The sequence below is a fragment of the Staphylococcus coagulans genome (assembly GCF_002901995.1).
Classification (GTDB): domain Bacteria; phylum Bacillota; class Bacilli; order Staphylococcales; family Staphylococcaceae; genus Staphylococcus; species Staphylococcus coagulans.
The window spans coordinates 1-20491 of the sequence record NZ_PPQN01000042.1 but is presented as its reverse complement, the minus strand read 5'-3'; the positions used below and the strand labels follow the sequence as shown (position 1 = coordinate 20491).

At 35.8% G+C, this 20491-nt stretch carries 18 protein-coding genes; 1 reads left to right on the top strand and 17 read right to left on the bottom strand.

Going from position 1 to position 20491, the window contains the following annotated elements:
• Window positions 1–296 precede the first annotated feature (296 nt).
• From ileS to bshC, 17 genes are all read right to left on the bottom strand, one after another.
• Entirely contained in the window at window positions 297–3041 is a 2745-nt protein-coding gene (gene ileS / locus CD118_RS08985; protein WP_103356587.1) for an isoleucine--tRNA ligase, read from the bottom strand.
• Between the two features lie 197 nt (window positions 3042–3238).
• Window positions 3239–3856 (bottom strand): DivIVA domain-containing protein, encoded by a 618-nt coding sequence (locus CD118_RS08980; protein ID WP_050331278.1) that lies wholly within the window; start codon window positions 3854–3856, stop codon window positions 3239–3241.
• Window positions 3857–3879: 23 nt separating this feature from the next.
• Window positions 3880–4650 (bottom strand): YlmH family RNA-binding protein, encoded by a 771-nt coding sequence (locus CD118_RS08975; RefSeq protein WP_103356586.1) that lies wholly within the window; start codon window positions 4648–4650, stop codon window positions 3880–3882.
• Between the two features lie 577 nt (window positions 4651–5227).
• Window positions 5228–5518 carry a YggT family protein gene (locus tag CD118_RS08970; protein WP_060830060.1) on the bottom strand — a complete coding sequence of 97 codons (291 nt, stop codon included), beginning with the start codon at window positions 5516–5518 and terminating at the stop codon, window positions 5228–5230.
• 11 nt (window positions 5519–5529) lie between these two features.
• Complete coding sequence (locus tag CD118_RS08965; RefSeq protein WP_050331291.1) at window positions 5530–6093, bottom strand: cell division protein SepF; 564 nt, start codon at window positions 6091–6093, stop codon at window positions 5530–5532.
• A gap of 5 nt (window positions 6094–6098) precedes the next feature.
• A complete protein-coding gene (locus CD118_RS08960; RefSeq protein ID WP_050331293.1) occupies window positions 6099–6773 on the bottom strand; it encodes a YggS family pyridoxal phosphate-dependent enzyme in 675 nt (224 codons plus the stop codon).
• Window positions 6774–7586 (bottom strand): peptidoglycan editing factor PgeF, encoded by an 813-nt coding sequence (pgeF, locus tag CD118_RS08955; protein WP_050331295.1) that lies wholly within the window; start codon window positions 7584–7586, stop codon window positions 6774–6776.
• Between the two features lie 140 nt (window positions 7587–7726).
• A complete protein-coding gene (gene ftsZ / locus CD118_RS08950) occupies window positions 7727–8896 on the bottom strand; it encodes a cell division protein FtsZ (protein WP_050331297.1) in 1170 nt (389 codons plus the stop codon).
• Window positions 8897–8925: 29 nt separating this feature from the next.
• Window positions 8926–10326 (bottom strand): cell division protein FtsA, encoded by a 1401-nt coding sequence (gene ftsA, locus CD118_RS08945; RefSeq protein WP_050331299.1) that lies wholly within the window; start codon window positions 10324–10326, stop codon window positions 8926–8928.
• A gap of 337 nt (window positions 10327–10663) precedes the next feature.
• Window positions 10664–11602, bottom strand: coding sequence for a cell division protein FtsQ/DivIB (locus tag CD118_RS08940; protein ID WP_050345775.1), 939 nt, complete (start codon window positions 11600–11602; stop codon window positions 10664–10666).
• Between the two features lie 15 nt (window positions 11603–11617).
• A complete protein-coding gene (gene murD, locus CD118_RS08935) occupies window positions 11618–12967 on the bottom strand; it encodes a UDP-N-acetylmuramoyl-L-alanine--D-glutamate ligase (RefSeq protein WP_050331302.1) in 1350 nt (449 codons plus the stop codon).
• A complete protein-coding gene (mraY, locus tag CD118_RS08930) occupies window positions 12968–13933 on the bottom strand; it encodes a phospho-N-acetylmuramoyl-pentapeptide-transferase (protein WP_016424824.1) in 966 nt (321 codons plus the stop codon).
• A gap of 159 nt (window positions 13934–14092) precedes the next feature.
• A complete protein-coding gene (locus tag CD118_RS08925) occupies window positions 14093–16243 on the bottom strand; it encodes a penicillin-binding protein (RefSeq protein ID WP_103356585.1) in 2151 nt (716 codons plus the stop codon).
• On the bottom strand, window positions 16224–16628 hold the full coding sequence (gene ftsL, locus CD118_RS08920) for a cell division protein FtsL (protein WP_050331306.1): 405 nt from the start codon (window positions 16626–16628) through the stop codon (window positions 16224–16226). Before ftsL ends, CD118_RS08925 begins: the two co-directional genes overlap by 20 nt.
• A gap of 15 nt (window positions 16629–16643) precedes the next feature.
• Window positions 16644–17579, bottom strand: coding sequence for a 16S rRNA (cytosine(1402)-N(4))-methyltransferase RsmH (rsmH, locus tag CD118_RS08915; RefSeq protein ID WP_103356584.1), 936 nt, complete (start codon window positions 17577–17579; stop codon window positions 16644–16646).
• A gap of 15 nt (window positions 17580–17594) precedes the next feature.
• Window positions 17595–18026 (bottom strand): division/cell wall cluster transcriptional repressor MraZ, encoded by a 432-nt coding sequence (mraZ, locus tag CD118_RS08910; RefSeq protein WP_050331308.1) that lies wholly within the window; start codon window positions 18024–18026, stop codon window positions 17595–17597.
• Window positions 18027–18171: 145 nt separating this feature from the next.
• Entirely contained in the window at window positions 18172–19785 is a 1614-nt protein-coding gene (gene bshC / locus CD118_RS08905; protein ID WP_050345779.1) for a bacillithiol biosynthesis cysteine-adding enzyme BshC, read from the bottom strand.
• A gap of 133 nt (window positions 19786–19918) precedes the next feature.
• On the opposite strand from bshC, the gene CD118_RS08900 reads away from it, so the two are divergent.
• A complete protein-coding gene (locus CD118_RS08900) occupies window positions 19919–20374 on the top strand; it encodes an N-acetyltransferase (protein WP_050331310.1) in 456 nt (151 codons plus the stop codon).
• Window positions 20375–20491: the final 117 nt, after the last annotated feature.

Genomic DNA, 20491 nt, shown 5'->3' with positions numbered 1-20491 from the left:
CGATATAAAAAAGTACGGTAAACGATACTCTCTATTTACTTAATAAAATACACGTCATTAGTGAAAGTTGAATAACCACTTTGTTTCAAAACGAAAGGAATAATTAAAACAATAATGAAAAAATAGATTCAAATAGATGAAGCTTACTTTTTCATAAATTAACCTCCCAATAACATTTTTGTGTTATTAGAAGGTTAATAGTGTGAGCTATATTTGATTTTTAAATAAGGCGACTTTAGTTAACAGAATGCATCGAATTACTGCCAAATGACTCCTGTCTTTAAGCCAACGTTAACTTATAGTGTCTTCACAACCGCTTGGCATCGTGGACATAATCCAGATAAGCCAGCAACTGTACCTAAAGATTTACTATAATTCCAACAACGTTCACATTTTTGACCTTCTGCATGAACGATTTCGATTGTTCCATGTTGATAAACTTCACCTTGAGGTGCATCCACAACTTCGACTTGAGAAACGATAAAGAGTTGATGTAAATCTTCAAAGCCTTCTAAAAATTCAACTGTATCAAATGAAGGGCTATTACCAATTTTTACTTTTGCTTCTAAAGATTTACCAATTGTTTTTTCATTTCTCGCTGCTTCTAATGCACGGTTAACGTCATCACGCAGTGCCATAAATTGGCCCCATTTATCAAGCAAGGCTTGATCTACAGCTTCTTTTTCAGGCATATTCGTTAAATGTACACTTTCTTCTTCAACATGTTCAATATGTGACCAAACTTCATCTGCTGTATGTGGAATAATCGGTGCTAGTAATTTTGTCATATTAACTAAAATCTCGAAAAGTACAGTTTGCATACTACGACGTTTGTGTGCGTCACGTTTTTCAATATATAAAATGTCTTTACCATAATCTAAGTAGAAGTTACTAAGTTCAACATTAATAAAGTTTTGAACTTCTTGATAAATATCAAGGTAATCAAAGTGCTCATAATGATCTAAAGTGCTCGCTGTAAATTCTCTTAAGCGATGTAAAACATAACGATCCACTTCCAATAAATCGGCTTCTGCAATGCGATCTGTTGTAGGATTAAAATCATTCACATTACCTAATAAGAAACGTAATGTGTTTCTGATTTTACGGTAAACATCCGCCACTTGCTTAAGAATCTCATCAGAAATACGAACATCTGCAAGATAGTCAACCGAACTTACCCAAAGACGTGCGATATCTGCACCTTTTTGTTTTACAACTGTATCTGGGGCAGTCACATTTCCTAATGATTTACTCATCTTTTTACCTTCTCCATCCATCACGAAACCATGAGAAAGTAACATTTTGTAAGGTGCCACACCACGCGTTGCGACAGCTGTTGTAATTGATGAGTTAAACCAACCGCGATATTGGTCACTACCTTCTAAGTATAAGTCAGCTGGAAAACTAAGCTCAGGACGTGTTTCAAGTACGCCTCTATGAGAAGAACCTGAGTCAAACCACACATCCATGATATCTTCTTCTTTAGTAAACACACCTTTTGGACTGCCAGGATGAGTAAATCCTTCAGGTAATAAGTCTTTCGCATCTTTTTCAAACCAGATATTTGAACCGTGTTTTTCAAATAAATCCGCAACGTGGTACACCGTTTCTTTTGTCATAATGATGTCGCCATTTTCAGCATAAAAAACTGGTAAAGGCACACCCCAAACACGTTGACGCGAAATGACCCACTCACCACGGTCACGAATCATGTTATAAATACGTGTTTTACCCCACTCAACTTTGAATTGCGTATTATCAATCGCATCTAAAATATCTTGACGTACTTTCGAAATTGATGCAAACCATTGTGGTGTTGCACGGAAAATAACTGGTTTTTTCGTACGCCAATCGTGAGGGTAACTATGTGTAATAAATTCGAGTTTCAATAAAGCACCTTTTTCAGTTAACAATTCTGTAATAGCTTTGTTAGCTTTATCATAAAACATACCTTCAAACTGACCTGCTTCTGCTGTGAACACACCTTTAGCATCGACAGGACTAATCACATCTAAACCATATTTTTGACCAACGATATAGTCATCTTCACCATGTCCAGGTGCAGTATGAACACATCCTGTACCCGCATCTGTAGTGACATGTTCACCGTTGATGACTAAGGAAATACGGTCAATGAAAGGATGTTGTGCCTCAACATACTCAAGCTCTGAGCCTTTAAAATCTTGCTCACGTACAATTGTCTCTTTATCCCAACCTAATTGCTCCACAACACTATCAACAAGTGCTTCTGCAATAATATACTTCGTCCCATTTACATTCATTTGGACATAAGTTAATTCAGGATGAACAGTAATCGCAACATTAGATGGTAGTGTCCAAGGCGTTGTTGTCCAAATAATAAATTTAGCGTCTTCATCAACAACACCTTTTCCGTCTTTAACATCAAAAGCAACGTAGATGGATGCAGAACGTTTATCATGATATTCAATCTCTGCTTCTGCTAATGATGATTCACTAGAAGGTGACCAATAAACCGGTTTTTTCCCTTTATAAATTAGACCTTTATCTGCCATTTCACCGAATAAACGAATTTGAGCTGCTTCAAATTCAGGTTTCAATGTAATATAAGGATTTTGGAAATCGCCATTAATACCTAAACGCTCAAAGTCTTTTTTCTGAATTTCAATTTGTTCCATAGCGAAAGCTTGGCAACGATCACGAAATTCTGAAATTGACATTTCTTTACGTTTTACGCCTTTTTTAGTTAATGCTTGTTCGATTGGTAAACCATGTGTATCCCAACCTGGAACATACGGTGTATAGAAACCTTGCATCGATTTATAGCGCGTAATGAAGTCTTTCAAAATTTTATTTAAAGCGTGCCCCATATGAACGCTTCCGTTTGCATACGGTGGACCATCATGCAAAATGTATGACGGATTCCCTTCATTTTTCTTAAGAATTTTATGATACAAATCTTGCTCTTTCCATTTTTGTTGAATTTGAGGTTCTTTATTAGGAAGACCCCCACGCATAGGAAAATCTGTTTTTGGCATTAATAAAGTATCTTTGTAGTCCATTTGACATTACACTCCTTTAACTGAAAAAGAACTCTAAGCTCAATAACAGGGACGGACTGACCGCGGTACCACCCTGATTAACTCAGCTTAGAGTTCTCTCAAAAATTTATTAATATTCAACAAAACAGTGATATAAGAAAAGGACATCTATTAGGCTCTCACTCTCCCTAATTCGCTGTATCCATGCTTATCTTTTCTTACTTGTCTGTTTCATCTTTAGATTGTGTTGTTTCGTTTTCATCTGATTGTGGCTTCTCATTGTTATTTTGAGCAGCCTGTTGCTCTTGTGCTGTGATATCTTGTTGGTTTAAATGTTGGAAGTTTTCCTCAGTTACTTGTTGCGCATCTAAATCATAATTAAGGAGATAGTCCCAATCATCATTTTTTAATAAATCTAGCTGCGCTTCAACAAGCATTCTAAAGCGAGAACGGAAAATTTTCGATTGTCGCTTCATATCTTCAGTTTGGAAAGATAAACGACGTGCTTTTTCTAAACCATCGTTTACAATTCGATTTGCCTCTGCTTGAGCTTTTTGAATCATCGCATCATGCTCTTTTTGTGCAGCTGCTTTGGTTTCATCTGCCGCTCTTTGGGCACTCACAATTGCTTCTCCGACTGATTTTTCAACATCTTTAAAAGATTGAATATGTGAGTCGCGTTCTTTTAACACATTTTCTAATTGCTTTTTATCTTCTCTTAAACGCTCAAGTTCTTGACTCAACTGTTCTAAATATTGTTCAACTTCTTCAGGTTCAAAGCCATTTTTAATACGCGTAAACGATTTATTTTTAATCTCGCTTGGTGTAAAAGCCATAAATTGCCCTCCTCCATCATACACTATTTAAATAAAGTTTGATAGGTGATTCTTAGTTTATCTTTTTTAGTACGACTCCCTATTTCAACCACTTTAGCGCGTCCATATCCTTGTATCGATAATAAATCCCCAGCTTGAAGCTGAAAATCAGCTGCCTCAATCGATGTGTGGTTGACTTTGACACGCTTACGTTGAATATAAGTTTTCGCTATGGTACGTGACTTTCTGATCATTTCTTTTAAAACGACATCAAGGCGTGTTGCACTGACTGTTGCTTCATGTGTCTCCCAATACGCTTCTGATTGTACCATATCTTCAAACGGGATAACATTAAGTTTAATCGTAGCCCCTTTAATACGTGTTAATTCTAACATGATATACGATTCCAGTTGTTTTGTCAAAACGAATTGTATTCGATTCGCAACAATAATATCACCCACTTGTTCACGTTCAATCCCTAATGACATTAATGTTCCTAAAACATGTTGATGTTGAATCGTCACAAATTTTGAAGGATAGTCGATTTCAATTAAACTGATTTCAAAATCATCCAAAGTGGGTTCAAAATAAGTCGGCGCAATTACAGCACGGCACCTTTCAGCTTGATGTCCACCATTAAAAGTCACATGCAAATCACTAAAACTACCTACAATCACTTGCAACATATATTGACCACGTGGATCTAAAAAGTGTGTTAACACAGGCGCATACTGTGTTTCAGCCTGCCTTACTTTATCTAATAAATAATCGATTTGTTCATGTTCCTCAGGTCTAAAATGTTGATAAATATCCAAAGATGGAACTCCTTTTCATATTAATACATCCATTTTCATCGCGCTTCAATTAAATAAGTCACGAATAATATATTTCCTATTAATTTTATCATTAATTTCGCATTTTAATAAAGAAGAAGCTTCTCATTCAATTCATTAACTTCAAGTTCTTTAATGATTGATAGCAAAAGTGTCGTTCACACCCATCAATTCATGATTAAACGCACAAACTAAAAAAGACGTTGAACTACGAAATCAGCTGGATTTCTGTTCAACGTCTTATATATATCACTTGAGTTAAGCTTATTTGACCGATAGCGTAATACTGATTAATGGTAAATGGCTAATGATAATCTAAAGTACCTTGATTATCTCATTATGAGAAAATTACGCTCTTCATTTCTTCTTAAAATGTCAAAAACGTTTCTCAATACGCTATTGAGAAACGCTTAAACAAAATATTGAATTAGTGATATGTGATTCATACAACACACTTCTAATACATGTCGAAACAAATAAGATTATCGACAATCTCAGTAATTTGAAACACAGTACATTTTTCATTCATGAGACATACGTCCTTGTCGGTATACTCATACTAATAAAAATGATTAATGATTAAATTAAAAATGGATCGAAGTCCACGTTGAAATAAATTCAGTACGATAAATGCGACAATCGGTGATATATCAATAAAACCGAGTGGCGGTATAATTCTTCTAAATGGTTCTAAAAAAGGCTCATATATTTTAGCCATAAAGCGCCCTACGACACTTTCACGTGCGCCTGGAAGCCAAGACATGAAAATATAAATAATCATACCAAACGTATAAGCTTCGACCAAAAATAAAAGAAAATTAAAGATTGTCGTGATTAACTGTATACTCATAGAATTCTCCCTTATTCATAATGATTTCCCATGGATTCGATATGATCTGTAATACTACCTGCAACTTCGACATTGTCAGGTGTACATAGAAAAATATCTGCACCCACACGTTGTATATCTCCTCCGATAGCATAAACTGTACCACTTAAAAAGTCTATGATACGTTTTGCTGATACTGGGTCAATGCGTTGAAGATTAACAAGTGTTGCACGACGGTTTTTCAACTCGTCTGCAATATCCTGTGTATCTGAAAATACGCGTGGTTCAAATAAACACATTTTTGAATTACCACTTTGATAATTCTCTTGGGCTTGATTCATACTCACCACATTCCCTTGCTCTTGTTTTTGTGCAACTTGGTATTGCTTATCATTTTGAGAAGACTTCATACGCGTAGTTTGTCGTTTATTAGGCACAGATTGAATTGCACGAGGTCTCTCACTTTGCTGTTTTGCCGGTTGCTGTGCATTATGTGATTGCTGCTCACGTTCTTGACGACGCTCTTCTTCTTCAATGAATTCATCATCATCTTCTTCGATTGAGAAAAAACCGTTAAACAGATCTTTAATAGCCAATGGATTCACTCCTCTTTTCCTACTAGACGCGTTCCAATTCTCACAAATGTCGCACCTGCTTCCGTAGCAATATGGAAATCATTGCTCATACCCATTGATAATTCGGTACATGGCGCATGTGTTAGATTCATTGCTTGGACTTCATCGCGTTTAATTTTAAGTTTTTCGAAAATTGATTTTAAGTATGCTGTATCGTCAGTATAAGGTGCCATTGTCATTAATCCGACAACATGAATATAACGATAGTCTTTTAACATTTCAATAAATGGAATGACGTCATCAAGCGATATACCATGTTTCGATGTTTCGCCTGAGACATTCACTTGGACAAAGCATTTAATTTCATGATGTGCACGTTTGCTAATCTCTTTGGCTAAACTTTGACGATCTAATGCATGTAAATAGTCTATTTCATCGATGACATCTTTCACTTTACGCGATTGTAATGAACCGATAAAATGCATTTTTACATCATCAGGTAATGCTGCTTTCTTTTCCAAAAAGCCTTCAATACGATTTTCACCAAAGTGCCGAAGACCAGCTTCATATGCTTCTATAGCTCGCTCTATTGTAACATATTTCGTCACTGCAATCACGTTTGGTAATGTTTCGTCGTCTCTCTGATGTGCGTGTTCTCGTATCTCTTGTTGGATTTCCTCTAAATTCGATTTTACTGACATTTATTCATCCCCTCTTTCATTCGATGATTGACCAATAAATGCTAACATTCTTCCCGTATTACCTTTTTCTACACGATACGAAAAGAAACGTTCTAAGTCTTTGGATGTCGAATAATCGGTACGATATATATTTGCTTTAGGAACGCCATAATACTCACATAACAATTGATTGGCATATTTCAAGTCGATGCCGTGTCTGTCTGTATCTCTCGTCTCAACATATGCCTCAATTGGGATAGGCAAGTTTTGAAATTTTTTCAATATATCATCGTTAATCTCATAACTATTCGATGTCGCAGGCCCAATCACCACATAAATATCTTTATAATCAAAAGGAAACTGATCTAGTACACGGTGCACAATCGTTGCTACTGTCCCACGCCATCCAGCGTGTGCTAGCGCAATATAATGATGTTTTGGACTGTAAAAATAAATCGGTACACAGTCTGCAAAGCACATAGTTAAAACCGTATCTGTATCATACGTATATAACCCATCCACACCGAATAATACATCATTCGATAATGCTTCTATATTTTTACCTCGATCCTCTTTTGATACTTCTAATACTTTAGCTTCATGCGTTTGAATTGGAAAAACCCAGTTTTCAGGGGAAAAACCTATTTCTTGACCCAGCATTTCTTGATGCTTTGTAATGTTTTCAGCTTTGTCTTCAACATATCTTGCCATGTTAAAGGCATCAGAAGGATAAGCACTTAAACCACCTTGTCGTGTTGTTATACCAATATGAACACCATGTCCTAAACTAGGCTGATAACTGAGATGATGCGGTTTTTCAACGAATAAATCCATAAAAATCACTCCTTTATGAATAAATGTAAAGCGCTTTAAATTAAGATGCCATTAAAAAAGCTAGGACAATGAAGAAATGACAATTGTCCTAGCAGTTCACTACACATTTAAGTGTATTTCATATATCAACGTATACACAATTAACGACGTGTTCTTCTTGAACGTCTTTCTTCTCTGTTACGAATGAAGCTTGGAATATCATCGTCCGCTGTTGTATGACTACGTCCGCTTTCAACTTCTTTTTCTTGAGAAGTTGCTGGTGCATTGTGGCTACCGAAACTTGATTCTTTTGGCGCAGTTTGTGATGCACTTGCGCCAAAACCAGAATGACCTTGTTTACGTGCATGAGATGATGGCTTATCTTCAAAACCAGTCGCAATCACTGTTACTACAATTTCATCTTGTAGCTCAGGGTTAATCACCGTACCGAAGATCATGTTAACATCTTCATCTGCTGCATCTTGAACAATATCAGCAGCTTCTTGTGCTTCAAATAGTGATAATGATTCGCCACCAGTGATATTCATTAACACACCTTGCGCACCCACAATTGAAGTCTCAAGTAATGGAGAAGAAATCGCTTTTTTAGCAGCTTCTACTGCTCTGTTTTCACCTGATGACACACCGATACCCATCAATGCTGAACCTTGGTTAGACATAATAGTTTTAACGTCTGCAAAGTCAAGGTTAACTTCACCAGATACAGCGATTAAGTCAGAAATACCTTGAACACCTTGACGTAATACGTTATCTGCTTCTTTGAATGCTTCCATCATTGGTGTAGACTTATCAACGATATCTAATAAACGATCGTTCGGAATAACGATTAATGTATCAACTGCTGCTTTCATTGCTTCAACACCAGCGGCTGCTTGTGTTTGACGTTTACGGCCTTCAAAGCCAAATGGACGCGTTACAACCCCGACTGTTAATGCACCCATTTCTTTAGCGATTTTGGCTACAACTGGCGCAGCACCTGTTCCAGTACCGCCACCCATACCGGCAGTAACAAACACCATATCTGCACCTTGAATGGCATCTTCAATTTGCTCTCTTGACTCTTCGGCAGCTTTTTTACCGATTTCAGGGTTAGCACCTGCACCTAAGCCACGTGTAAGTTTTTCACCAATTTGGATTTTAGATTCTGCTTTAGATAAGTTTAAAGCTTGTCCATCCGTATTAATTGCAATAAATTCAACGTTGTTCATACCGTGGTCAATCATTCGATTCACAGCGTTGTTACCGCCACCGCCGACACCGATGACTTTAAGTGTCGCTAAATGATTAAATCCTTGTTCAAATTCTAACATTTAAATTTCCTCCTAATCTTTGTAGCCAATCAATCAAACAGTGATTTCATTATCTTTTTAAACTTGCTCTCTTCTTGTTTTGGTTGCGCTTGTTCATTTCGGTCTACATCGTCTTCAAATACCTCTACCGAAGTATCTTCTTCAACATGTTCTGATTTTGAAGTTTCTTGTGGTTGTTTTTTCGATTTTTTCTTGAAAAATGATTCAAATCCACCTACTTTAGGTTCTTGTCGTTTTGAATCGCTTTCAATAATCTCTTCTTCAATTTCTTCATTATCATGATTACTTATTGTAACATAATCTAATAACTCATCGAAAGCAATACTACTAGAAATTGTCGAAATTGCTGAAGAAAATTCTGGTTTTCTTACTCCCATTTGTGACGGTGTATGAATACGCACTTTTTCGCTGACCATATCCTGTAGTAATTCTTTTACACCTAGTAAGTTAGCAGAGCCACCGGTTACGACAAAACCACCGTTTACTTTGTTTAATCCTAATTCTGCTAAAATATCAAAAACATCAAAGAATATTTCTTCTACACGTGCTTCAATCGCATCACTTAATTCTTTTTGAGTGAATTGTGCAGGTTCATCAGAATCAAGCTGTTCAACACTGAATACATCTTGATCTGAAGCTGAGTCATAAAATGCATGTCCATATTGTTGCTTAATCTTCTCAGCTGTTTCATATGTAGTGTTTAAAAATTTTGCGATGTCTTCTGTAATGCGACGTCCCGCCTTAAAGACGACATCTGCATCAACTAATTCACCGCGTTCATAAAATGCAATTTGTGTAAGATCTTCACCAATATCGATGACGCAAGCACCAAGTTCGCGTTCAGTAGGTGTTAAAACCGAACGATAGTTGAGTGAATCTGAATAGACATCTAAAACATCTACGCCACAAGATTCAACACATTTAATCGTATTAATTAAAATGGATTTATTGATCGCGATGACACCAGCATCCACTTGAAGTGAATGACGTGCGACAAGTTCTTTCGGATCAGAAACTTCATTGTCATCATCAACAATAAATCGAATTGGGAACGTATTAATGACATCCGTTCCAGGTTCGGCATTTTTCTCACGAATACCGTCGAGTACTTCTTCAATATGTGTCCCATTAATTTCTGTATCTTTGTGAAACTCAATTTTGTTTGTTTCATCAAAAACCTCTGTACTTACAATGGGTAACTTTAAAAAAACTTCTTTAATATCAACGCTTGATGCTATTGATGCTTTCTTAATTGTGTCTTTTATCGCTTGTTTTGCAATATCAAAATCATCAATCAAACCATTTTTAATTCCACTCGTATAGGTCTGCCCTGTACCTATCACATTAATTCCGTTATGAAATTTTTCACCAACAATCGCTTTCACGCTTGATGAGCCGATATCTACACTAACATAATAATGCTCTTCCATAGATAGGCACCTCCTGACATTTCTTTACATAATTACACTATTATAAGTGTACAATAACAAACTATCAATGTGAACTATAAACACATTGGATTTTCAACTTTTTCATAAGACTTTAGTAGGAGATTTAAAAAATATAATTCAAATATTGCACTTCATTTTTTAAGAATATGAATTCGCAAGCATATTTTGAATTAAATTCATCCAAATCCTTTTATCAAACAACACAAATGACTACAAGTATATTCTCATTTTTTGAGTCAATGACGACAGCAAATGATTGAATTGAAAAAGGCTAATGCTACGATTTCAATTCAAATCATCGCTTTTTTAATCTTGCTTAGGAATCTTTGGGGTTGTCTTTTGTTTCTTCGCTATCACTGTTATCTTTGTCGTCTTTATCATCTTTAATTTTATTTAACGCTTTTTGCAAATCGTCTTTTGCTTCATCTTCAATTGCTGTGCCACTTTGAACTTCTTTCGCACTTGCCGAACTGCCTTTTTCATTTTTAACATTTTCATAAGGTATAAATGTAGCACCCACTGATAAATCTATGAATCCAGATTTTTTCAAATGACCCGATTCATCTTTTTCTAATGCTTGAGACATGCTTGGATAATACTTGAGTTTATCGGCTATAGTTTTAATCTTACCTACCACTTCAATGCCATCTCTCATATAAAGTTTAATCAAATCCGGTTGATTTTTTTGCGGTGTACTTACAATTTCTGAAATTTGTCCCCGTGTTGTGCGATCCATTTTGTGAAGCGCTGTGATGATATCTTTTTTATCATCGCCTTTGAATCCTTCCAAGTATGGGGCTTCATTCGGTATTTCTCCTTTATAATCTTTTAACACTTTGCCACTTTCAATAATAGGCACCGTTTTAGATTTCTCAGAAGTTACACCAATAATTTCATGTTCTTTAACGTCAACTGTGAGATGATTAAACAAACCTTTATGAATAGAAACGGTATCGACTAAATCTTCTTTTTCAATTCTTTGTTCCGCGTCACTCGCAGCATAAGCATAAATTCTTGGGTGCTTATTAATTTTTAGTGCTTTTGTGATTTCTTGATCAGAAATATAATGGTTTCCATGTATTTCAGCATCTTTAATTTTACTTATCGGTGTAAACATATATAAGAGAATCAGTATGACTACAATGAGTAAAACAATAACGATGTACCGTTGCCTACGCCGGCGTTTTACCAATTGCTTCTTACGTTTTTCTTTTAAATATTCATTATCAATTCTTGGTACCTTATTTTCCGTCATACAATGTCACATCCTTTAATGTGATGGCAAATGTTCACGAAACGCTTTAATAAAGTTCTCACCGCGCTGTTCAAAGGTATCATATTGATCCCAACTTGCACATGCTGGTGATAATAATACAACATCGTTTGGCTCAATAATATCTTGTACTTTAGCGACAGCATCTGAAACATCTACTGCTCGGATTACGTATTTGCCTTGACTCTCTCCTAGTTTAACAAACTTTTCTTGCGTTTCACCAAAGGTTACCATAACTCTAACATTCGACATATAAGGAATTAAATCATCAAAATCATTGCCTCGGTCTAAACCACCACACAACCAAATAATAGGTTGCTTAAATGAATTTAAAGCAAATTGAGTCGCTAACGTATTCGTTGCTTTAGAGTCATTGTAATATTTATTCGTTTTATTATTACCGATATACTGCAAGCGGTGTTCGATGCCTGAAAAAGTAGTTAATGACTGAATAATCGCGCTTACTGACACACCTGCTAATATCGCAGCCATAACAGCCGCTAAAATATTTTCAAGGTTATGTTCGCCTGGCAATACGATGTCATCCAAATGAATAATACGAACGCCATTATAGACAATATATTGATCTTTTACATAAATACCTTCAACTTCATGTTGTGTAGAAAAATATAAAATTTTTGCTTTAACTTTTGAGACATCAATCAAATGGCGTTGATGATAATTGAAAATCAAATAGTCACTTTCTGTTTGGTTCTGAAAAATACGCTTTTTAGCATTTTGATAATTTTCAAGATTTTCATGGAAATCAAGATGTGCTGAGTAGATATTTGTAATAATCGCGATATGCGGGCGGTAATGCTCAATACCTAACAATTGAAATGAGGACAGCTCTGTAACGAGATATTCATCTGCACGTACTTCTTGAGCGACTTTTGAAGCAACATAGCCAATATTTCCTGCTAGTCTGCCATTTTCTCTACTTTTACTAAACATGTCACCAATCAACGAAGTGACCGTCGTTTTTCCGTTTGTTCCTGTAATCCCAATAATCGGAGCTTCAGAAATTAAATAACTTAATTCAACTTCTGTTAAGACTTTCAATCCTTGTTTCTGTGCTTCTTGGATAATTGGGACTGTATACGGTATTCCCGGGTTTTTAAAAATAATTGGGGCTTCATCTAATAAGGCCAGTGGATGCGAACCACTCACAATATTAATCCCCATATCTTCTAAATCTCTAGCATGCGCGTCTTGCGAAACGTCATTCCCATCATTAACCGTGACCTCTGCACCAAGACGATGTAATAACTTAGCAGCTTCGTAGCCACTTTTTGCTAACCCAATAACGAGTACTTTTTTACCCTTTAGCCCTGTATAGTTAATCAATTAACTCACTCCAATCCACAAGCCAATTAAGCCTGTAATTAAACCTACTGACCAAAATACAGTAACGACTTTCCATTCGCTCCAACCAACAAGTTCAAAGTGATGATGAAGTGGACTCATTTTAAATATACGTTTACCTGTTAATTTAAAAGATGTCACTTGTATCATTACTGATAAAGTTTCAATGACAAAAACAAACCCAACTAATAAGAGTGACAATTCTTGATTCAACATAATTGAAATCGTCGCGAAAATACCGCCTAATGCCAAGCTACCTGTATCTCCCATAAACACTTTTGCAGGATTAATATTATAAGGCAAAAAGCCTGCAAGCGCGGCAACCATAATCATACAAAATACACCAATTGAAGGTTGCTCTAATACGAAACTCATAATTGCATAAATTGTAAATCCAATAATAGAAAGACCTGTGGCTAATCCGTCTAAGCCGTCAGTTAGATTTACTGCATTAGAAAAACCAACTTGCCAAAAAATGATAAATATAACATAGGCATACGATAAAGGAATACTGATATCCGTGAAAGGTAAATTCAGATTAGTTGAGAAGTCAAATGCATTAAACACTTTTGCCACGACAAAAAATATAACTGCGATAGCGATTTGTGCTAAAAACTTCTGTTTACTTGTTAAACCTTGATTGTTTTTCTTCACTACAATGATATAGTCGTCAATAAAGCCAATTAAGCCAAAACCAATTGTGACAAAGAGCAGTAACAGCAACGGACTTGCTGGTTCTACAAATACACTTGCAATAATCGTTGTAACAATTGCACCAATTAAAAATGTTAATCCACCCATCGTTGGTGTACCTGTTTTCTTCATATGACTTTGAGGACCTTCTTCACGAATACTTTGTCCAAATTTCATCCTCTTTAAAGTTGGTATGAGTATTGGAACTAAAACTGCAGTAATGATAAATGCGATGATTGCGCTGAAAATTCCCATATTATTCTCCTCTATCTTTCATTCATTTTTTACCTTCATTTAACTTAAATCTAAACAATCATATTTTACAAGGCGGAGATGAAGGAAAGGATTTCAAGCCCTTGTCCTCTCCTCACTCCAATGTTCGCCTTATTCAATAATGATAGTTCTTCCATTCAGCTATTCTGTATTTTCAGACTCAAGCGAAACTTCAATTTTGCTTTTCTTATCAATTGCAGATTGTGGAGACTGAGATTGTGATTTTACAAATCCGCTACCTTTAACTTTGACTTCAATACCTGTTAATGACTCAAATGCAATAATATCATCACGTGTCCAACCTGTCATATCTGGCATTGTCATATCACCATCTGTCATCAGTAATACATGACTGTTAGGTAATAGTTTTGCGTTTGAAGAAGGACTTTGGTTAATCACTTTATCCCCATTACCGATAACGACTGGATTCAATTTTTTACCTTTAATTTCGTCTTCGGCACGTTGCACATTACTATTTTTAACATCTGGCACTTTATTGATTGTTGATTTGTCATTCACTTCATTGTTATCAACGTTTAAATATTGTAAAGTGTGTTTCATGATTGGATTAAAAGCTTTGCTGACACCCATTTCGTATGCTTCTTGGTCATTTTTTTGAGCGAGACTCATACCGGCATAAACAACGACACGTGGATTGTTGCTTGGTGCGTGTCCCATAAAGCTTACAAAGTATGGGTTAGGCCCTTTGACATAACCGCCATTGTCCGGATCGGCAACTTGGGCAGTTCCTGTTTTACCGCCGATACGATAGCCATCGATACGATAGTTTTTAGCGTGACTATCTTCACTGTTCACGACTTCATCCAATTGTTTATCCACTTTTTTCGCAGTTTCAGGCGTAATCGGTTTACCCGCTACCTCACGTTTACCCTCAAAGAATGTTTGATTAGAAACTGGGTTCATAATGGATTGAATAAAATAAGGGCGTAACATTTCACCTTTGTTAAAAAATGCGGATTGAGCTTGCAACATTTGCGCAGGCGTCACTGTTGTTGATTGACCGAACGCTGATGTTTTTTGCATTAACTTGTTTTCCCAAGCAATATTCCCTTTTTGTTCACCATCAAATAGGCTACCTGTGGATTTTCCAAAACCAAATTTTTCGTACCAAGATTGCATTTTGTCAGCACCCACAAGATCTTGAAGTGTCATCATGAGGGTGTTAGATGAGTATGTAAAACCTAAACTCATACTAATTTTGCCCCACCCTTTTTTGTTCCAGTCATAAATACGTGAGCCTTCAATATCTCTGTATCCTGATTCATATTTATCATTTGGTTTGAACTTTCCTTCTTGAATAGCTGCTGCTAAACCAAAACTTTTAAATGTAGAACCCGGTTCATACGTATTTTGATATAAGTCATTTGCCCATTTCTTTCCAAAATCTTCACCTGTATCTGGATTAAAAGTAGGTCGTTGGCTATAGGCTAAAATTTCTCCTGTTTTAGCATCCATAACGACTGCGAACACATCTTTTGGGGCATAATGTTTGACCATATCATCAAGTGCTTCTTCGACAAACACTTGAATATTTGAATCAATCGTCAAATGTACATCATCACCACGTTTAGGTGCAACTTCATTTTTTGAATTTGGAATAATATAACCCCAAATATCTTTTGTAAAAGAGGAATGACCTTTTTTACCTGATAAATAGCTATCAAAAATTTTCTCTACACCAAGTGCACCTTTTAACTCACCTGTATCAGGATCCTTTTGGGCCATCCCTACTAAATGTGAAGCAAAGTTACCATTCGGATAAAATCGTTGAACTTCAGGATATAACGTAATACCCGGCAAATTGGCTTTCTCAATGATTTCTTTGTCATGATAAGTTAAGTTTTGCCCTGCTCGTCCAAATTCAACTTGGAACGCTTTTTTATTATTAAGTCGTTTTTCAATTTCTTTTTCAGGCATATCAATGACTTTAGCGAGGACTTTTGCTGTTTTTTTCTTATCAACTACATGTCTTGGTTTTTTAGAGTCTTTACTCGCCCTTTTATCCAAAACAGCCGCTAATCTAAACCTATCGACATCTTCTGCAAGCACTTTGTTATTTCGGTCATAAATCTTTCCTCGTTCGGCATCCTGATCTAAATGTGCTAAATATTTTTCATTGGCGCGTACAATTAGATCTTCGCCAGACGAATGGCCGGTTAACATAATAAAACTATATCTTAAAATCAATAGAAAAAAGAGCAGCCCGAAAAAACTCATCAGGAGGACTGCTCCTAGCTTATTTTTTTTAATCTTAATTTTTCGTTTCGCCATCTTTACGCACTACCTTTATATTGTCGTTCTTTAAACTCATACCTTGTTTTTCGGCTTTTTCATATATGCGTTGATACGAAGCATTTTTCATAGTTTCTGACTTTAATGCGCTATTTTGACTGGATTGTTTTTCAATTTTTTGATCTAAATCTGCAATTTTGCCTCTTGTATCGTAAGCATCCATTTTTAAAGATAGCATATAGATACTAATAGCGGCAATAATTGTAATAAGTGCTATGTATAACATTTTTTCAAAGCGTGTTAATTTAACGGTAACTTTCTTTGTAACTGTTTGTTTATGTGTCGCTTGCTTTTTTTGCGGTCTTAATTTAGGTTGTTCTTCAACTTGTGGTTGATAAGCATCATAAATTCTTTCTACAGCCATATCTCTCTCGCCTCTCTATTTTAAAATTTCTGCCACTCGAAGTTTGGCACTTCTTGCTCGATTGTTATCCTCTAAATCTACATCACTTGCTACTATAGGTTTTCTATTGACTCGTTTGAGCTTTGGCGTATAGGCGTCTGGGATTACCGGAAGCCCACGCGGTACTTCTGGCCCTTTTTCATATTCTTGAAATATTTGTTTACATAATCGATCTTCTAATGAATGGAATGTAATGACTGAAATGCGACCGTTTACTTTAACATGCTCAATTGCTTGTTCTAACGAGTCTTCAAATGCTGACAGTTCATCATTTACTGCAATACGAATCGCTTGAAAAACACGTTTCGCTGGGTGTCCCCCTTTTCGCCTTGCTTTTGCAGGAATGCCTTCTTTAATGCAATCAACAAGGTCAAAAGTTGTTTCAATCGGTCTTTGTTCACGTTTACTTTCAATTTTCCTTGCGATTTGCTTTGAAAATTTTTCTTCCCCATAACGAAAAAAGATTTTCACTAACGCTTCGTACGGCCACGTGTTGACAACTTCGTAGGCGGAAAGAGATTGAGATTGATCCATTCTCATATCAAGTTTTGCATTATGTTGGTAGCTAAATCCACGTTCAGGTATATCGAGTTGAGGGCTTGAAACGCCGAGATCATAAAGAATCCCATCTACTTTTTCAATATTCAAATCCGCTAAAATTTGTGCTAAATTTCTAAAATTATTATGTACAAAAGTCACTTTGTGAATGTCTTGCTGTAATTTTTCTTCTGCATGTTGAATTGCCGTAATATCTTGATCAATCGCAATTAAACGACCTTCATCAGATAACTGGCTCAAGAGATATTGCGAGTGCCCTGCGCCACCTAACGTGCAATCAACATAGATGCCATTTTCTTTAATATTCAGTTGATCTACTGTTTCTTTTAATAACACGCTAATGTGGTGAAACACCGCGAACCCTCCAATTTAAAAATCAAAATCGATTAAGTCTTCTGCAATTTCTTCAAAACTTTCTTCAGACTCATCATAGAAAGCATTCCAAGTATCTCGGTCCCATATTTCAATACGATTTGAAACACCGATGACCGTACACTCTTTATCAAGATTTGCATACTCTCTTAATTTTGCTGGGATATTAATTCTCCCTTGTTTATCAATTTCCACTTCAATCGCACCAGAGAAGAACATACGCATAAATTTACGTGCGTCTCGTTTTGTCATAGGTAAGGCTTTCATTTTTTCTTCAATGGTTTGCCATTCTTCAAGTGTGTAACCGAATAAACACTTATCAAGGCCTCTAGTGATAATAAAACGTTCATTTAAGTCATAACGAAATTTAGATGGAACTATCATACGGCCTTTAGCGTCCAATTTATTTTCATATTCGCCCATGAACATTTTATCTCACCTCACCTTAAATATAATTTACCACATCTCCCCACTATCCTCCACTAATTCTGTAAAAATCTCCAAAATTTATCAAATTCGACATAAAAAAACAGTGGTTCGACTCAATCGAACCACTATCAAAAGCTTGATATTATCATGTTTTTATAATGATTTGCTCAAATGTGTAGTGAAGTGGAGGGAAGGTGGAGGATGTGAACATATCTATCCCAAATTGATTCAATAATTGGAGAGGATTCCAAACACGTTCTTGTAAGCCCCCCATTGGATGGAGTGTTTGTGACAAAATATGAAAATGGCGCATGCTAATTTCATTTTCCCGCTCAATGTTTTTTAAATAACGCGCTTTTAAATAATCATATTGATGTGTATGAATTTGATGGTTTTTCTTTAGCAACTTATGATTGTCTTCTGATTCCCCAACAATAGCATCTAATTTCTTATAAAATTCGATTTGCTGTTCACGCATACGTGCGATTTCGTTTAAAACTTCATCTGAAGCTTGAGCTCGTATAAAGCGTGCTTTCGCTGATGCTGTACCTTCAGCAATGACCTCGCTTAAATCCAAGTCATATGTTTCCAATAATTTTTCAACTTTTGGTGAGAGGTAAGTCATGCGCATTCGCGGTAATACAATTGGCATTTCAATGTCCATTTCATGAAAGACTTTTTGCAGCTCAGCCCAATATTTAATTTCACTCGGTCCACCAATAAATGCAACCGTGTTGAAAAGCCATTCTTCCATCAAAGGACGAGTCACAACATTATTTGAAAACATGCTTGGATTTTTATCTATTTCAGCTAATAATGTCGCTTCATCAAATGTCACATCAGATTTACTCAAACGAAACGCCCCATCTTCATACTTTATCATTTGGCGTTGATTTTCATAATGGATAAACATATGCACATTTGTATCTGTTTGAATCATCGGTGATAAACCATCTGCCACAGTTTCTTTTTGTTGTAATCTAAAAGCATCGTCCAGCTTTTGATGATTTTTAATGATTGATTGGAGAAGTGGTTTTTCTAACTCTCTTAATGGCTCAAATTGTGCATCGATTAAAAGCAAGCCCGTAGACTTAAAACACGCATGAATTATCTTTTTAAATAACATTGTCCAATTTGTCGCTTCATCAATCCACTGCAAGAGGTTTTGATAAAGTGATTTGGAATGCTTTGTTTCAGGCAAAACTTCAAAATAAGCACGTAATGTGTCTTTCAAAGCATCTTTGTCAGGTACATATCTGGATATATTCGATTCTGGTGGTGTCATTGTATGATATTTTACTTTCTGTAAATGACCCGTACGTTCTTGCATGACATAAGTGTGATTTACTTCATCAAAATCATGATCTTCACCGGCAATCCAAAACACTGGAACAACAGCTTCTCCATACATATTTTCGAGTTCATTTGCTTTAACTACAATGGAAATGATTTTATGGAAAGTATATAAAGGGCCTGTAAATAATCCCGCCTGTTGGCCACCAATCACCACTTTCGCACCCGCTTCAAGTGCTTCTATTGTACGTGCTTGTGTATCAGATAAAACCAAATCAGACATATAATCGCGAATTACTTTAGCAATTGCCTTTTCTCTTCCATTATTAGGCACTTGCAATCGCCGCTCAAAACTCTCCCCTTCAGTTGGATCATAATCATAAAATTTCAACACATCGTTATCTTGCTTCATGATGCGCTGTATAAATTGATCCCTCTCATTAACTGAAATACTTAAACAATCCATGCTCATTTCTCCTTAAACAGTATTCCATAACAGTATAAAGCTTCAATCAACATCTGACAATCTTACGGCTTGCTTCAAAAATTAAAATAAATAAGTTATAATTAAATTAATATAAACAAAGGGGGGTTATCACATGACTAAAGTTGAACACCTCGATATTAACTATAAAACTGAGGAACTTTTTGAGGACTTTCGTCAGAATTTTGGTAACAAAGATTTGTATATGGTGAATGAACTACATGGGGAAATGATTGATGCAAGCTCAGAATCACCGTTTTACGGCATTTATGTGGGTGAAAAAATAGGCGCAAGGATGGCTTTATATCGAAAAGGTGAAGTTGAAGAAACGTATTTCCCTGATTATGAAGATTATCTCGTCGTTTGGAAACTGGAAGTTTTAAAAAAATATCAAGATAAAGGTTATGGTTCTGCATTAATTGATTATGCAAAATCATTTGAATTACCAATTAAAGCAATTGCGAGATTTGAATCAAAGGACTTCTTTGTCAAAAATGGTTTTAAAGATTTAAATGCCAAAAATGATGATGGCCATGATATTTTAGTTTGGGATCCTCAAACTAAATCATAATTCATGCATAATTCATATAAAAATAGAGTATAAATTATTAAAGGGATGGGACATCATCATATTCATACACCTTCACACGTGCTAGGCTTGTCTTTATGATTGAATACGATATCCATC

Coding starts and splice junctions, on each gene's coding strand:
- ileS (WP_103356587.1), bottom strand. CDS start 3,041: ATGGACTACAAAGATACTTTATTAATGCCAAAAACAGATTTTCCTATG.
- CD118_RS08980 (WP_050331278.1), bottom strand. CDS start 3,856: ATGGCTTTTACACCAAGCGAGATTAAAAATAAATCGTTTACGCGTATT.
- CD118_RS08970 (WP_060830060.1), bottom strand. CDS start 5,518: ATGAGTATACAGTTAATCACGACAATCTTTAATTTTCTTTTATTTTTG.
- CD118_RS08960 (WP_050331293.1), bottom strand. CDS start 6,773: ATGTCAGTAAAATCGAATTTAGAGGAAATCCAACAAGAGATACGAGAA.
- pgeF (WP_050331295.1), bottom strand. CDS start 7,586: ATGGATTTATTCGTTGAAAAACCGCATCATCTCAGTTATCAGCCTAGT.
- ftsZ (WP_050331297.1), bottom strand. CDS start 8,896: ATGTTAGAATTTGAACAAGGATTTAATCATTTAGCGACACTTAAAGTC.
- ftsA (WP_050331299.1), bottom strand. CDS start 10,326: ATGGAAGAGCATTATTATGTTAGTGTAGATATCGGCTCATCAAGCGTG.
- CD118_RS08940 (WP_050345775.1), bottom strand. CDS start 11,602: ATGACGGAAAATAAGGTACCAAGAATTGATAATGAATATTTAAAAGAA.
- mraY (WP_016424824.1), bottom strand. CDS start 13,933: ATGGGAATTTTCAGCGCAATCATCGCATTTATCATTACTGCAGTTTTA.
- CD118_RS08925 (WP_103356585.1), bottom strand. CDS start 16,243: ATGGCGAAACGAAAAATTAAGATTAAAAAAAATAAGCTAGGAGCAGTC.
- ftsL (WP_050331306.1), bottom strand. CDS start 16,628: ATGGCTGTAGAAAGAATTTATGATGCTTATCAACCACAAGTTGAAGAA.
- mraZ (WP_050331308.1), bottom strand. CDS start 18,026: ATGTTCATGGGCGAATATGAAAATAAATTGGACGCTAAAGGCCGTATG.
- bshC (WP_050345779.1), bottom strand. CDS start 19,785: ATGGATTGTTTAAGTATTTCAGTTAATGAGAGGGATCAATTTATACAG.
- CD118_RS08900 (WP_050331310.1), top strand. CDS start 19,919: ATGACTAAAGTTGAACACCTCGATATTAACTATAAAACTGAGGAACTT.